Raw genomic sequence first — 12354 nt, 5'->3', positions numbered from 1 at the left:
GCGATGTACAAGTAAGGATATTGATAAGAGTGAGCGAGCTTGCAAGCGGCAGCGTGGAGGCGGTCGAGCTGGCTCAGCTCGGTAATTGAAAAGGGCGGATATATCCGCCCTCATCATTACGGAACGCCGCCCCGGTGTTCACTGCTTTTTGATTACTAATTCTTCAGGCTCTGCATAGGCGCGGGGATACGTCCGCCGCGGTTGATGAACTTGGCAGGCGACTTCTCACGTATCGGCATAACAGGTCCGCTTCCGAGGAGTCCGCCGAATTCGAGAGTATCGCCTTCCTTCTTGCCGATAGCAGGGATAAGGCGGACCGCCGTGGTCTTGGAGTTGACCATGCCTATAGCCGCTTCGTCGGCGATAATAGCGGAGATAGTCTCCGGGGAAATCTCTCCGGGAACAACTATCATGTCAAGTCCGACAGAGCATACAGCTGTCATTGCTTCAAGCTTTTCAAGGCTGAGAACGCCTGCAACAGCCGCGTCTATCATGCCTGCGTCCTCGGATACGGGGATAAAAGCACCGGAAAGTCCGCCGACTGTGGAGGAAGCCATAACGCCGCCCTTCTTTACAGCGTCGTTGAGCATTGCAAGACAGGCTGTAGTACCGTGAGTGCCGCACATCTCAAGTCCCATTTCCTCAAGGATATGGGCAACGCTGTCGCCGACGGCAGGTGTGGGAGCAAGTGACAGGTCAACTATACCGAAGGGCACACCGAGGAGCTCGGAAGCTCTCGCGCCAACCAGCTGTCCCATACGTGTTATCTTGAACGCGGTCTTCTTGATTATATCCGCAATTTCATTTATTGAAGCGTCAGGGTATTTTGTAAGAGCTGCGCGTACAACTCCCGGACCCGAAACGCCCACGTGTATCTCGCAGTCAGGCTCGCCCACACCATGGAAGGCTCCTGCCATGAAAGGGTTATCCTCAACGGCGTTGCAGAATACCACAAGCTTTGCAGGTCCTATGCAGTCGCGGTCAGCGGTCTTTATTGCAGCTTCCTTGACTATCTGTCCCATGAGCTTGACAGCGTCCATATTGATACCCGACTTTGTAGAGCCGATATTTACTGATGAGCATATATTCTGAGTTACGTCAAGAGCTTCCGGGATAGACTTTATAAGAGCCATATCTCCTGCGCTGAAGCCCTTGTGTACAAGTGCCGAATAGCCGCCAATGAAGTTTACTCCGCAGGTGTCGGCTGCTCTCTGGAGAGCCTTTGCGAACTTTACGGTATCACTGTCAGGACAGGCTGCGGCAAGCATAGCGATAGGAGTAACAGAAATACGCTTGTTAACGATGGGGATGCCATATTCCTTTTCTATCTGCTGACCGACAGGAACAAGATTTCCAGCCTTCGTCACTATTTTATTGTAGACCTTTTCACAAGCCTTGTCTATGTCCGTATCGATACAGTCAAGAAGCGAGATACCCATAGTGATAGTACGTATATCAAGGCACTCGTCCTGTATCATGCGGATAGTTTCAAGTATATTATATACATTAAGCATTTAGCGGACTTCCTTTCATCAGACACTGTGCATGGAGTTGAAGATATCCTCGTGCATTGTGTGTATCGAAAGACCGAGCTCTGTTCCGAGAGCTGTCATGCGGTCAACAAGTTCGGAGAAATCCCCCTTTATTTCGGATATATCAACAAGCATTATCATAGCGAACATATCCTGGAGAACGCTCTGTGTCACCTCTATTACATTTACATTGTATTCAGCGCAGATACCGCTTACTTTATGAAGGATACCTACAGTGTCCTTACCAATAACAGTTACGACTGCTCTCATAATAAAAACCTCCGTTTTCTTGTTATCCGGTGTATCCCGAATGATTGATATAATTATAACACACTGCCGGTAAAAAAGCAAGTATTATTTAGCTGTCAGCATTATCACATTATCAGATCATCACTTACTCTCAGAAAGTGTGTAAGTGTGTAGGCACGGGCGCTGGTCAAGCACCCCTACAATTCTAATCACTAAGCACTGATCACTAACCACTCTCCACTCTCAACTAAGCTTGAATGTTTCAATCTATCTATGTATCTATAACGAGTTAAACCGTTAAAGTATATTGCTTAGGGAGTACATAGATAGATAGATAGAATGTATGTAGGGGCGGATAATATCCGCCATTAATAGTACCGTAAGCGATGTACAGGTAAGGGCGTTGTTAAGGGTAAGCGAGTTTACGAGCGAAACGTGGCAAGCGGTCGAGCTGGCTCAGCTCGCTAACCACTTTTTTCAAAAAAGAGTGGAAATTTCATTCCTGATGTGATATAATTGAATGCGAAGCATTCATCTTAATTGATTTAAATGATATAAAAATACAGTCAGACTTCAGTACAGGGGGGGATCGCTGTGGAGTTCATACTTGTTTTAGCTATTATCGCCGTTCTTTGCCTTGTTATCGGCGTAAAGCCCATTTATCTGCTCGCTGCGGCAGCAGCCCTCCTCGGACTTATCTACACCGTTTCCCTGCTTCTGCTGATGTTCTTTTTCGTGCGTATGCTGTTCGCAAAAAAGCATAAGGCTGTTTTTTCACGTATAGACAAAAGCCCACGGAGCAATTTCAAGGTCGCCTACTACAAAATAGACGATGCGGAATACCCCAATATATTCCCGGAAGAGGGCTTCATGCAGAACAGGCTCTACAGAAGCGACAAAAGCTGTACAGTTTTCCTCTCAAGGAACAAAAAATTCGTTTTCGACAAATTCTCCTGCGCCACCTGCACTATCGGTTTTATTCTCGGTATTGTCACGGCTCTGGCGGCAGTTCTCATAATAACAAGGATATAAAGGAGGCATTACATGGAAGAACATATTTGCGGCACTCACGGAGTACATAAGGATATAGTAGACAAGGTGTCAAAGGTCATGCCAGACGAAGCAAAGCTGTATGAAGCCGCCGAGCTTCTGAAGGTATTCGGTGACGCAACAAGGATAAGGATAATTTTCGTCCTCTGCCAGAGTGAGATGTGCGTATGCGATATCGCAAGGCTGCTCGGCATGACTCAGTCTGCGATCTCTCATCAGCTGAGAGTGCTGAAACAGGCCCGCCTCGTCAGCTCGCGCCGGGACGGAAAAACCATATTCTATTCCCTCTGCGACGATCATGTAAAAACTATCTTCTATCACGCTATGGAGCACGTAATGGAGTAATAAATGAGGTATTTTGATTTTCATGTTCACGCTTTTACCGACGAGCTCGCAGACCGTGCTCTCTCAGGACTTGCAGAGACAAGCGGCATAGCTCCTGCAACGGACGGTACAATAGCCGGGCTCCGCAGAAAACTTGCCGAAAACGGCATAGACCGTGCCTTGCTGCTGCCTGTGGCTACAAAGCCCTCACAGCAGAAAACTATCAACGACTGGGCTGCCTCCGTCATGGGAGACGGTCTTTTCTGCTGCGGTACGGTACACCCTGACGCCGGGGACGCCATTTCAGAAGCGGAAAGGATAAAGTCCCTGGGACTGTGCGGAGTGAAATTCCACTCGGAATATCAGAATTTCTGTCCCGACGAGAAGAGAATGTTCCCGATATACGAAAAAATATCTGAACTCGGTCTCTTTGTGGTCTTTCACGGCGGCTGGGATCCCTACTCCGGAGATATAATAAGAGCCACGCCCCGGAGCTTTGCGGCTGTGGCAGATGCCTTCCCGGAGCTCAAAATAATAGCCGCACACCTTGGCGGCTTGAAGCTGTGGGACGATACGGAAAAATATACCGCGGGAAGATATGACAACCTGTGGTTCGACGTCAGCGTTATTTCACGCTATATCAGTGATGAACAGCTTCTGCGCATAATCCGTATGCAGGGAGCGGATAAGATCCTCTTCGGCAGCGACTGTCCCTGGGACGACCCGGCAAACGAGATAGCCATGATAGAAAGGCTCCCTCTCACAGAATATGAAAAGGAGCGTATTTTCTTCAGAAATGCAGAAGAGCTTATGTACCCCTACATAAGCTCTCCTTGATCCCCTTATAATGTTGTGAAGAGATGCCCAATACATCCCTCAGAGACCCGAACCCTAAATTGTCTCTGCTTTTTTTCAAGAAAACCACCGCATTTTATGCTTTGCCTTGCGGCATGAGTGATCGTTTACCCCCGATCACCCCTATATCATGGCTTATTATGTCGCTGTCAAATGCGTCTTGTATCAAATGTCAACCCCTGTGCAGCCCGTCTCCCCAGACTGCTGCACTTTTTTTATTAATGCGAAGCTTTCTAATAAAGCAGCTTCGGATCCCTACTTTGGTCAGATGAGTTTCTCTATCTCCGCCCCCCGACGGAGATAGAGATCTTTATACCGCTCCGAGAGCAGCCAACCTATCCCCGGTATTATTCATTTCAGTTTGCAGCTGCCGAAGCGGGCGCTGCATCATCTATATTAACATCTATGAGCAGTCCGCCGTCACTGCCAGTTACCTTAGGCATTACGCCGTTCCATTTCTGGATCTGCTCATAAGCGATGACCTTGTTTGAAAGTGACTCCTCAAGGAGCCTGTTGGCCTCAGCCTGAGCGTTAGCCTGAGCAAGTATAGCCTCTGCCTCGGCTTTTGCTGCGATGACCTTTTTCTCAGCATCTGTCTTTGCGACTACCTTTTCCTGCTCCTGCTCCGTCTTGGTCTTGAGAAGGTTCTGCTCAGCTACCTGCTTTGCCTCGATAGCCTCGTTGAACTCCTTTGAGAAATCAAAGTTTACTATATTGAACTTCTCTATGTAAACGCCGTAGCCGTTGAGTTTTTCGTCAAGTGAAGCCTTGACCTCGTTGCTTACAGACTCACGCTCTGTTATGAGCTGTTCTGCATTGTACTTGGCTGTCGCGGACTTCATGCACTCCTGTACCACAGGCATCATAAGAATGGTCTCATACTCCATGCCCGTATCCTTGTACATCTTAGGAGTCATATCCGAAACGAGCCTGTAGTTTACAGCTATGGTGCTCTTTACGGTCTGGAGGTCCCTCGATACCGCTGAAGCGTCTGTCTGATACACCTGTATCTTGTTGGACATCTTCTCTACAGTCTGAATGAAGGGAGCCTTTACATGGAAGCCCTCAGACAGAGGATTGCTGGATACCTCACCGAGTGTGAGGACAACTCCCGTATGACCTGCGGGAACGATCGTGAAAGAATTTGCGGCAAGAAATATTGCGGCAATTCCCGCTATCATCCATTTTATTCCCTTGAAGCCTGCCTTCTTAGGGATATTGTTATTGATCTCTCTTACATTTACAGACATAATAATTCTCCTTTTATTTGCAAAGATAGTATTTTCCTTCGTTAGTGACCGATATCTCGTTCCGCCTTACCATACGTACTGTCAGAAAGGGAAACGCATACGGATTCAGCAAGTCAAGCTCATCAAGCCTCTTTGCAGTGTCAGCTGAATAAGCATTTGCTTTCATCAGCGATCTTATCAGTCTTTTTTTCCTTATAAGGAATACAGGTGGTACGAAAAAAGCCATATCTGTTCACCTCTTTTAATACTTCTTATGCTTTAATTCCTGTTAAGATAATATTTTCCGTTTCCCGTGGCTGATATCACGTTGTCGTAGAGAAGCTCAAAGGTGGCTTCGGGATTGTAGATACCCATTTCGTGAAGAGTCTTGGCACTGTCTGCCGAAAACGCCTTTGATACTTCAAACAGCTTGATTATTTTCTTCTTGCTCATTAGTAATGCAGTTACAACATTCATTTTCAAAACCTCCCATAATTCTATACCACGTATTGTTTACCCCAAAATCACATCACATTTCGTCAAGTATCACTTCAAGACCCTTTTCCATCTCAGTCCTGAGGCAGCCGCTTCTGTAACCCATTACCATGACGTACATAGCTTTCTTGAGCTTTTCACCGTCAGTGATATCCTTGTTGTTCTCAGCGACTTCATTTGCAACGAGTTGTTTTACGTGTTCCGTATCGAACGCGCCCTCGTCCTCAGCTGTGAATATTATCCTGCAAAGTATGTCATAAAGCAGTATATCATCGATGATATCGTCCGAAGTGTCCTCAACGTCACCGTTGATGTAACGCATCAGATTCGCAATATCCTCCAGCTTCATAGCCTTGCGGAGCATATTGATAAGGAGTATACGAAGTATCTGTTTTTCAGAATACTTCTTGCCTTTGGTAGCTGATACCCACCCCCTCTTTATCCAGTTCTGGATGGTCGTGCCCTCAAGGCCTGTGAGCTTTGAGAGCTGTGAGAGCGTAAGTCCGCCAGTTGCTTCAAGCACCGGAGAAATAAGCGAAAACGCGGATTCTCTTGCCTGTTCATTAAATTTCATTGTCGTACCAGGTATCAGTCTGTTCATAGTCTTTAACTCCTCTCTGATGATGATATGATTATAACATAAGTTCATCTGAACCGCAAATCTTGTTTTTTAACGATTTCGGGTTTTTTTGAATATTTTTTTGGATTTATCATTGTATTTCATTAATTTTCAGCTTTTTTCTCACTTTTTCATATTGGTCCGACCAATCAATATATACTATATTAAAAGGGGTCCCGCCTTGCCTGTTGCAATTTTTGACCATATATGTTATAATAGTATAAATCATAATTTTGCGGAGCAAAATTATGATTTAGTTTAGAGTTGAGAATTGAGAGTTGACAGTTGTGGTGTATCGCCTGCGGCGATATAATTTAAATAATATAAGCGCAGCGAACTCATTAACTCTTAACTCTCCACTCTCAATTCTCAACTAAATCAAGGGAGGTAAATATGAAATATATCCAGGGTCAATACCCGATCACGGAAAAAACCGCTATCGCCCGTGAAATATACAGCTTCACCATTTCCTGTCCCGAAATTGCAGCAATTGCCTGTCCGGGTCAGTTCGTACATATAAGAGCCAAGGGCTTCACTCTCCGCAGACCTATATCTATCTGCGGTATCAACAAGGAAAAAGGCACTCTCCGGATAGTATTCGAGATACGCGGCGAGGGCACCTCCGAAATAGCCAAGCTCAACAAGGGCGAGCTCATAGATATGCTGGCTCCCATCGGTCATGGCTTTACGTTAGATAATAATTATAATAAGGTAATACTCATCGGCGGCGGTATAGGTACTCCGCCCATGCTTCCACTTGCGAAGTTCTACGGCAGCAGGGCTGCAGCCATAAGCGGCTTCAGGAACGCTTCCGCAGTGATATTGCAGGACGACTTCCGCAGCACAGGTGCCGAGTCCATTCTCTGCACCGACGACGGCTCAGCCGGTATACACGGCTTTGTTACCCAGCCTCTTGCGGAGCTTGCCGGAAAAGGCGGTATAGACGCGGTATACGCCTGCGGTCCTATGCCTATGCTAAAGGGCGTTGCAGATATATGCAAGAAAAACGGCATATTCTGCGAGATATCCCTTGAGGAGCGTATGGCTTGCGGTATTGGTGCCTGTCTCGGCTGTGCCTGCCGTACAGTCCGCAACGACGAGGAATACTTTGCCCACGTCTGCAAGGACGGTCCTGTTTTCAATGCTGAGGAGGTGCTCTGGTAATGGCTGATCTTTCCGTAAAAGTCTGCGGCGTTGACTTCAAAAACCCTGTAATCCCTGCCTCCGGCGTTTTCGGCTACGGCAGAGAGTACGAGGAGCTCTTCCCGCTTGACAAGCTTGGCGGTATCGCCACAAAGGGAACTACCCTTCATCTCCGCACAGGCAATCTCGCGCCGAGAATAGCTGAAACCCCCTCTGGTATGCTAAATTCCGTAGGACTTCAGAACCCCGGCATAGACCATTTCATAGAGACTGAGCTCCCCTATCTTCTTACAAAGGATCTTGTGGTACTTGCCAACATAGCTGGTTCAACTCCCGATGAATGTGCCGAGGTAGCCGTAAAGCTCGAACCTACAGACGTTCACATGATTGAGCTGAATATCTCCTGCCCCAACGTAAAACAGGGCGGAGCGGCTTTCGGTACGAGCTGCGAAATGGCGGCTGAAGTCACGAAAAGGGTCCGCGCAGCCACAAAAAAGCCCCTTGTGGTAAAGCTCTCTCCCAATATAACAAGCATTGCGGAAATCGCAAAGGCTGTTGAGGCAGCCGGCGCAGACGCAGTTTCACTTATAAATACTCTCCTCGGCATGAGGATAGACATAAACACAGGCAGACCAATACTCCGCAACAATGTAGGCGGCATGAGCGGTCCTGCGGTATTCCCCATAGCTGTTCGCATGGTATGGCAGGTAGCAAATGCGGTAAATATCCCTGTTATCGGCATGGGCGGCGTATCATCGGGACGTGACGCCATAGAGCTCATGATGGCAGGCGCTTCCGCAGTACAGGTGGGAGCTGCCATATTCACCGACCCTTATGCTCCTGTAAGGATAATTGAGGAAATGAACGAATGGCTTGACAGCAAGGGCATTGCTTCCGTCAAGGAAATAATAGGCACAGTCAAGCCTTGGTAAATCAAAATTCAGCTTTGCTAAATTTTGATTTAGTTGAGAATTGAGAGTGAAGAGTTAAGAGTTAATGAGTTCGCTGCGCTCATATTATTTAAATTATACCGCCGCAGGCGATACGCCACAACTGTCAACTCTCAATTCTCAACTCTAAACTAAATCATAATTTTGCTTATCAAAACTTTGATTTATCGGAGGTAACAATGATAATAATGTCAGTTGACTTCGGCGACGCAAGAACGGGTATCGCGGTCTGCGGAAAAAGCGAAATGATAGCTTCTCCCGTCACCGTCATCGCCGAAAAGGACTTCGTTAAATGTATAGAAAAAACCGCCGCTCTCGCAAAAGAACAGCGTGCGGAACAGATAGTTGTCGGCTATCCTATGAATATGAACGGAACAGTCGGCGAAAGAGCCGAAAAATGCAGGCTCTTCGCCGAGGAGCTGGAAAAGCTCACTGGCTGTCCCATAAAGCTCTGGGACGAGCGCTGCACCACTGTTTCAGCCCATAATGCGCTGAACGTCACCAACACCCGCGGCAAAAAACGCAAAGCGGTAGTTGACGCTGTGGCAGCAGTTCTCATACTTGAGAGCTATCTCGGCTTCAGGCGCAATTCCGGCGAAGCTACATAATCACCGACTTGATATCGTCAAGAAGGTTGCCTGCGGCTTTAAGAGCCTTTCCGGCGTCGCGCTTTATGCTCATTTTCTTCATAGGTCCGGCACTTGAAAGAGCGTAGAAGGCTATGCCAACCGCAGCTCCCGCAGCCGCTCCCTTTGCAAGAGATCTATAGTTCATATCATTTGCTCCGTAATAATTATTGTCCGCAGTGCGGACGCTATTATTATCTGAATCAAGGAATAAAATATTCCGTTTCTGAAAAGGTGAAATATGCAAAACCTGAATATCGTCCTTGTAGAACCGCAGATACCGCAGAATACCGGGAACATCTCCCGTACCTGCGCTGTTACGGGCGCAAGGCTGCATCTTGTCCGTCCCCTCGGCTTCGAGGTCAGCGACAAACAGCTCAAACGCGCCGGTCTGGACTACTGGGACAAGCTCGATATAACCTACTATGACAGCCTCAGCGATTTTTTCATAAAAAACAAGGACGGTCGCTTTTTCTACTTCACTACCAAGGGAAAGCAGGTCCACAGCGACGCGGAATTTCCGGATAACTCCTACCTCGTATTCGGACGTGAGGACAAGGGACTTCCAGAAAAGCTGCTCCATGATAATCCCGAAAGCTGTCTGCGTATCCCCATGCGCAATGAACTGCGCAGCCTTAATCTCTCGAATTCCGTAGCAATAGCGGTATACGAGGTGCTCAGGCAATGGGACTACCCCGACCTCTCCCGTGAGGGAAAACTTACTCAATATACATGGTAAAGGAGATATTAAAATGTCAAAGATCGTAATACTTACCGATTCATGCTGTGACCTGCCGAAAGAGACTGTTGATGAGCTGGGCATAAAGGTCCTTCCTTTTACTCTTACAGTTGGCGGTGAGAGCTTCAGAGAAATGTATGACAAATCAACTCAGGAATTCTACGAGCTCCTCAGTGAAACTGATGAGATCCCGAAGCATTCGCAGATCTCTCCAATTGCTTTCGAGGAAGCCTACAAAGAGCTCTTCGAGCAGGGCTATACTGATATCATCAGCGTTTCCATAAACTCACAGGGTTCGGGTACATACAACAATTCCATAATGGCAAAGAACGACTTCTTCGAGAACAATCCCGAAGCCAAGGACAAGCTCCGAATTTTCAACCTTGACTCAAAATGCTACACCCTTCTGTACGGTTATCCTGTAATGGAAGCTGCCAAAAAGATACGCCGCGGCGCTGACGCCGAAGAGATTGTCGCTTATCTTGAGGACTGGTTCAATGTAAGCGCAGTCTATGCTGTTCCGTTCTCGCTGAAGTATGCCAAGAAGTCGGGACGTATATCCGCAGCCAAGGCTTTTGCCGGTGAACTCCTCGGACTGAAACCGATCATACTCTTTGCCGACGGCACCACAGAGACAGTTGACAAGATCAGAGGCGAGAAAAATATCGTTCCGAAGTTTGTGGAGATCGTCGAGAAGAATATGACTCCTCAGACTCCTTATATCCTTATCCACGGCAGAGATGACACTGTCGCAAAGGAAGTTGAAAAGGAACTCGTTAAAAAAACCGGCAGAAAAGCTGAGATGACAGGCTGCATAGGAGCTGTGGTCACATCAAATATAGGTCCGGACCTTGTCGCTATCGTCATAAGACGAAAAAATAAATAAGCTTTCATTAAAAAGGGCAGACCTTTAAGCTGCCCTTTTTGTATATAGTACAAATGCCTGTATTTCGCCATGTAAAAGCGCTTTTACATGGTTTGTAAAAGCATTTTGACAGCTTTTTCGGTCAATGTAAAAACAAATTTATAGACCTTTCTCCCGGCTGATGCTATACTGTTGTCAGTCAGGAGAAAAAACTCCAAGGAGGAAAAACATGGAGATAGGAAATCAGATCAAAAAGTACCGCGGAAAGCTGAACTGGTCACAGGAGACCCTTGCTGAAAAAGCATATGTCAGCAGACAGACCGTCTCAAACTGGGAAAACGGCAAGAGCTACCCGGACATACACAGCCTTCTGCTGCTTGGAAATCTTTTCAATATTTCTCTTGACGAATTAGTTAAAGGAGATGTTGAATCTATGAAAAATGAAATCGAAAAAAATGACGTGAAGAAATTCAATGCTTTGTCGTGGCTGTATGCAGCAGAGTTCCTGGCTTTGCCCGTTTCTATTATACCGCTGATAAAGTATCTCGGCTGGCTGGGCGGAGTTATATGGGGTATCCTGTTCGCCGTTACAATGTTCACGGCTGTGAAGGTCGAAAAAATGAAAAAGGCAAACAATATCCAGACCTACAAGGAGATAAAGGCTTTCATGGAGGGCAAGCCCCTTGACGAGATATCTGCAGAACGCATAAAAAGCATAGGCAGTCCGCTTATAAAGGTCATATGCGGTGCGGTATTCGGCTTTATCGCAGCTGCGATCTGTGCATATCTGCTTTTCAGATAATATACAAAAGGGAACGCCTGAGCGTTCCCTTTTCCATTATGATACTGCTCTTACTGCATCTTGTAAGAATCGATCATCTTCTTGACCATGCTGCCGCCAATAGAACCAGCCTCACGTGAAGTAAGGTCGCCGTTGTAACCCTGCTTGAGATTGATACCGAGCTCATTTGCTGACTCCATCTTGAATCTTTCGAGAGCCTCTCTGCCCTTTTCTGTCATTACACCTTTATTATTGCTGTTATTGCTCATAACATTATCTCCTTGTAAAGTATTATTGATGCCGTGTTAATATTATACCGCGAAAAACAGCTTTAAATCATGGTAATTATTGTTCGATGAAAAAAATGCAGCAGTTTTTACTGCTGCACTTTTTTTAATTAAATTCACTGCATTGATGAGTTTACAAGGAGTTGGTCGAGTGCTGAAGAATCTGATGTGATATCGCTGATATTAATACCGTCGGATATCTGGCTTTCATTGCTGAATGCCGACATATTCTCCGCAAGCACCATTGCCTGGATATTGGCGATATCTGATATATCGTCGCTTTCATCACCAATGCTCATGCTGTCTGTTACTTCTGAGATAACTGCATTGTCTGTGGTAAGCTCACCGCTGAATACATCATCTGTATACAGATTTGAGAGGTATTCTGCTGCTGTCTGTTCAACCGTAACTGTTCCTTCAATGTCAATAACAAATTCAGACTTATTAAGGTCGATATGCGCAACAGTTCCATCCGCGAACTCAAAGTTTTCTACCTGATACTTATAGTTGCTGAACTGGTTTACTATCCTCAGGCTGTCTCCCTTGTTGCCAACAAGAAGTACCATATCGTTCTTGTCTCTTGTTACTGTGATATCCTCAGGCTTGATTC

The 12354-nt window shown here is 46.4% G+C and carries 18 protein-coding genes; 9 read left to right on the top strand and 9 right to left on the bottom strand.

The genetic code is table 11. From position 1 onward, the window contains the following. Positions 1-155: 155 nt before the first annotated feature. On the bottom strand, positions 156-1514 hold the full coding sequence (locus tag QZZ36_RS09170; protein WP_295080385.1) for a PFL family protein: 1359 nt from the start codon (positions 1512-1514) through the stop codon (positions 156-158). Positions 1515-1532: 18 nt separating this feature from the next. Continuing rightward, entirely contained in the window at positions 1533-1802 is a 270-nt protein-coding gene (locus tag QZZ36_RS09165; protein ID WP_295080382.1) for an ACT domain-containing protein, read from the bottom strand. Between the two features lie 573 nt (positions 1803-2375). On the opposite strand from QZZ36_RS09165, the gene QZZ36_RS09160 reads away from it, so the two are divergent. Genes QZZ36_RS09160 through QZZ36_RS09150 form a run of 3 tightly spaced genes read left to right on the top strand, consistent with a single transcriptional unit; the run spans position 2376 to position 3992 of the window. After that, positions 2376-2813, top strand: a complete 438-nt coding sequence (locus tag QZZ36_RS09160; RefSeq protein ID WP_295080379.1) for a hypothetical protein — start codon at positions 2376-2378, stop codon at positions 2811-2813. A gap of 12 nt (positions 2814-2825) precedes the next feature. Next, entirely contained in the window at positions 2826-3176 is a 351-nt protein-coding gene (locus tag QZZ36_RS09155) for a metalloregulator ArsR/SmtB family transcription factor (RefSeq protein ID WP_295080376.1), read from the top strand. 3 nt (positions 3177-3179) lie between these two features. Further along, positions 3180-3992 carry an amidohydrolase family protein gene (locus QZZ36_RS09150; RefSeq protein ID WP_295080373.1) on the top strand — a complete coding sequence of 271 codons (813 nt, stop codon included), beginning with the start codon at positions 3180-3182 and terminating at the stop codon, positions 3990-3992. A 374-nt stretch (positions 3993-4366) separates the two neighbouring features. Here QZZ36_RS09150 and QZZ36_RS09145 read toward each other — a convergent pair whose 3' ends face one another. Genes QZZ36_RS09145 through QZZ36_RS09130 form a run of 4 tightly spaced genes read right to left on the bottom strand, consistent with a single transcriptional unit; the run spans position 4367 to position 6335 of the window. Next, entirely contained in the window at positions 4367-5260 is an 894-nt protein-coding gene (locus tag QZZ36_RS09145) for a prohibitin family protein (protein ID WP_295080368.1), read from the bottom strand. A 13-nt stretch (positions 5261-5273) separates the two neighbouring features. Continuing rightward, entirely contained in the window at positions 5274-5486 is a 213-nt protein-coding gene (locus QZZ36_RS09140; RefSeq protein WP_295080365.1) for a hypothetical protein, read from the bottom strand. 32 nt (positions 5487-5518) lie between these two features. Continuing rightward, positions 5519-5716 carry a hypothetical protein gene (locus QZZ36_RS09135; RefSeq protein WP_295080362.1) on the bottom strand — a complete coding sequence of 66 codons (198 nt, stop codon included), beginning with the start codon at positions 5714-5716 and terminating at the stop codon, positions 5519-5521. Positions 5717-5768: 52 nt separating this feature from the next. Beyond that, positions 5769-6335 (bottom strand): DUF1836 domain-containing protein, encoded by a 567-nt coding sequence (locus QZZ36_RS09130; protein ID WP_295080359.1) that lies wholly within the window; start codon positions 6333-6335, stop codon positions 5769-5771. Between the two features lie 411 nt (positions 6336-6746). Between QZZ36_RS09130 and QZZ36_RS09125 the strand changes: the two genes are divergently transcribed. From QZZ36_RS09125 to ruvX, 3 genes are all read left to right on the top strand, one after another. Then, positions 6747-7517: a dihydroorotate dehydrogenase electron transfer subunit gene (locus QZZ36_RS09125; protein WP_295080356.1), complete on the top strand. Its 771-nt coding sequence runs from the start codon at positions 6747-6749 to the stop codon at positions 7515-7517. Next, positions 7517-8428: a dihydroorotate dehydrogenase gene (locus QZZ36_RS09120; RefSeq protein ID WP_295080353.1), complete on the top strand. Its 912-nt coding sequence runs from the start codon at positions 7517-7519 to the stop codon at positions 8426-8428. Before QZZ36_RS09125 ends, QZZ36_RS09120 begins: the two co-directional genes overlap by 1 nt. Positions 8429-8625: 197 nt before the next feature. Next, entirely contained in the window at positions 8626-9054 is a 429-nt protein-coding gene (gene ruvX / locus QZZ36_RS09115) for a Holliday junction resolvase RuvX (RefSeq protein ID WP_295080348.1), read from the top strand. Here ruvX and QZZ36_RS09110 read toward each other — a convergent pair. Continuing rightward, positions 9047-9220, bottom strand: coding sequence for a hypothetical protein (locus QZZ36_RS09110; RefSeq protein WP_295080344.1), 174 nt, complete (start codon positions 9218-9220; stop codon positions 9047-9049). The two genes, ruvX and QZZ36_RS09110, sit on opposite strands and share 8 nt — an antisense overlap. Positions 9221-9313: 93 nt before the next feature. Here QZZ36_RS09110 and trmL point away from each other — a divergent pair, with 93 nt between their 5' ends. The 3 genes from trmL (at position 9314) to QZZ36_RS09095 (ending at position 11478) form a co-directional block, all read left to right on the top strand. Next, a complete protein-coding gene (gene trmL / locus QZZ36_RS09105; RefSeq protein ID WP_295080341.1) occupies positions 9314-9811 on the top strand; it encodes a tRNA (uridine(34)/cytosine(34)/5-carboxymethylaminomethyluridine(34)-2'-O)-methyltransferase TrmL in 498 nt (165 codons plus the stop codon). Between the two features lie 13 nt (positions 9812-9824). Beyond that, positions 9825-10697, top strand: coding sequence for a DegV family protein (locus QZZ36_RS09100; protein ID WP_295080337.1), 873 nt, complete (start codon positions 9825-9827; stop codon positions 10695-10697). 208 nt (positions 10698-10905) lie between these two features. Next, positions 10906-11478, top strand: a complete 573-nt coding sequence (locus QZZ36_RS09095; RefSeq protein ID WP_295080334.1) for a helix-turn-helix domain-containing protein — start codon at positions 10906-10908, stop codon at positions 11476-11478. Between the two features lie 50 nt (positions 11479-11528). On the opposite strand, the gene QZZ36_RS09090 is transcribed toward QZZ36_RS09095, so the two are convergent. Continuing rightward, positions 11529-11726: an alpha/beta-type small acid-soluble spore protein gene (locus tag QZZ36_RS09090; protein WP_173458810.1), complete on the bottom strand. Its 198-nt coding sequence runs from the start codon at positions 11724-11726 to the stop codon at positions 11529-11531. 134 nt (positions 11727-11860) lie between these two features. Further along, positions 11861-12354, bottom strand: a 494-nt coding sequence (locus QZZ36_RS09085) for a calcium-binding protein (RefSeq protein WP_295080329.1), incomplete at its 5' end; no start/stop codon positions are given.

Origin of the sequence: Ruminococcus sp., from assembly GCF_016287535.1 — a bacterium.
In the GTDB taxonomy this organism is placed as follows: Bacteria; Bacillota; Clostridia; order Oscillospirales; family Ruminococcaceae; genus Ruminococcus.
Note: the sequence above shows the minus strand (reverse complement) of the source record. Positions and strands in the feature narration are given on the sequence as shown.

What these genes read in the sequence shown, in the direction of transcription:
- QZZ36_RS09170 (WP_295080385.1), bottom strand. Translation starts at nt 1,514, where the DNA reads ATGCTTAATGTATATAATATACTTGAAACTATCCGCATGATACAGGAC.
- QZZ36_RS09165 (WP_295080382.1), bottom strand. Translation starts at nt 1,802, where the DNA reads ATGAGAGCAGTCGTAACTGTTATTGGTAAGGACACTGTAGGTATCCTT.
- QZZ36_RS09155 (WP_295080376.1), top strand. Translation starts at nt 2,826, where the DNA reads ATGGAAGAACATATTTGCGGCACTCACGGAGTACATAAGGATATAGTA.
- QZZ36_RS09150 (WP_295080373.1), top strand. Translation starts at nt 3,180, where the DNA reads ATGAGGTATTTTGATTTTCATGTTCACGCTTTTACCGACGAGCTCGCA.
- QZZ36_RS09145 (WP_295080368.1), bottom strand. Translation starts at nt 5,260, where the DNA reads ATGTCTGTAAATGTAAGAGAGATCAATAACAATATCCCTAAGAAGGCA.
- QZZ36_RS09140 (WP_295080365.1), bottom strand. Translation starts at nt 5,486, where the DNA reads ATGGCTTTTTTCGTACCACCTGTATTCCTTATAAGGAAAAAAAGACTG.
- QZZ36_RS09135 (WP_295080362.1), bottom strand. Translation starts at nt 5,716, where the DNA reads ATGAATGTTGTAACTGCATTACTAATGAGCAAGAAGAAAATAATCAAG.
- QZZ36_RS09130 (WP_295080359.1), bottom strand. Translation starts at nt 6,335, where the DNA reads ATGAACAGACTGATACCTGGTACGACAATGAAATTTAATGAACAGGCA.
- QZZ36_RS09125 (WP_295080356.1), top strand. Translation starts at nt 6,747, where the DNA reads ATGAAATATATCCAGGGTCAATACCCGATCACGGAAAAAACCGCTATC.
- QZZ36_RS09120 (WP_295080353.1), top strand. Translation starts at nt 7,517, where the DNA reads ATGGCTGATCTTTCCGTAAAAGTCTGCGGCGTTGACTTCAAAAACCCT.
- ruvX (WP_295080348.1), top strand. Translation starts at nt 8,626, where the DNA reads ATGATAATAATGTCAGTTGACTTCGGCGACGCAAGAACGGGTATCGCG.
- QZZ36_RS09110 (WP_295080344.1), bottom strand. Translation starts at nt 9,220, where the DNA reads ATGAACTATAGATCTCTTGCAAAGGGAGCGGCTGCGGGAGCTGCGGTT.
- trmL (WP_295080341.1), top strand. Translation starts at nt 9,314, where the DNA reads ATGCAAAACCTGAATATCGTCCTTGTAGAACCGCAGATACCGCAGAAT.
- QZZ36_RS09100 (WP_295080337.1), top strand. Translation starts at nt 9,825, where the DNA reads ATGTCAAAGATCGTAATACTTACCGATTCATGCTGTGACCTGCCGAAA.
- QZZ36_RS09095 (WP_295080334.1), top strand. Translation starts at nt 10,906, where the DNA reads ATGGAGATAGGAAATCAGATCAAAAAGTACCGCGGAAAGCTGAACTGG.
- QZZ36_RS09090 (WP_173458810.1), bottom strand. Translation starts at nt 11,726, where the DNA reads ATGAGCAATAACAGCAATAATAAAGGTGTAATGACAGAAAAGGGCAGA.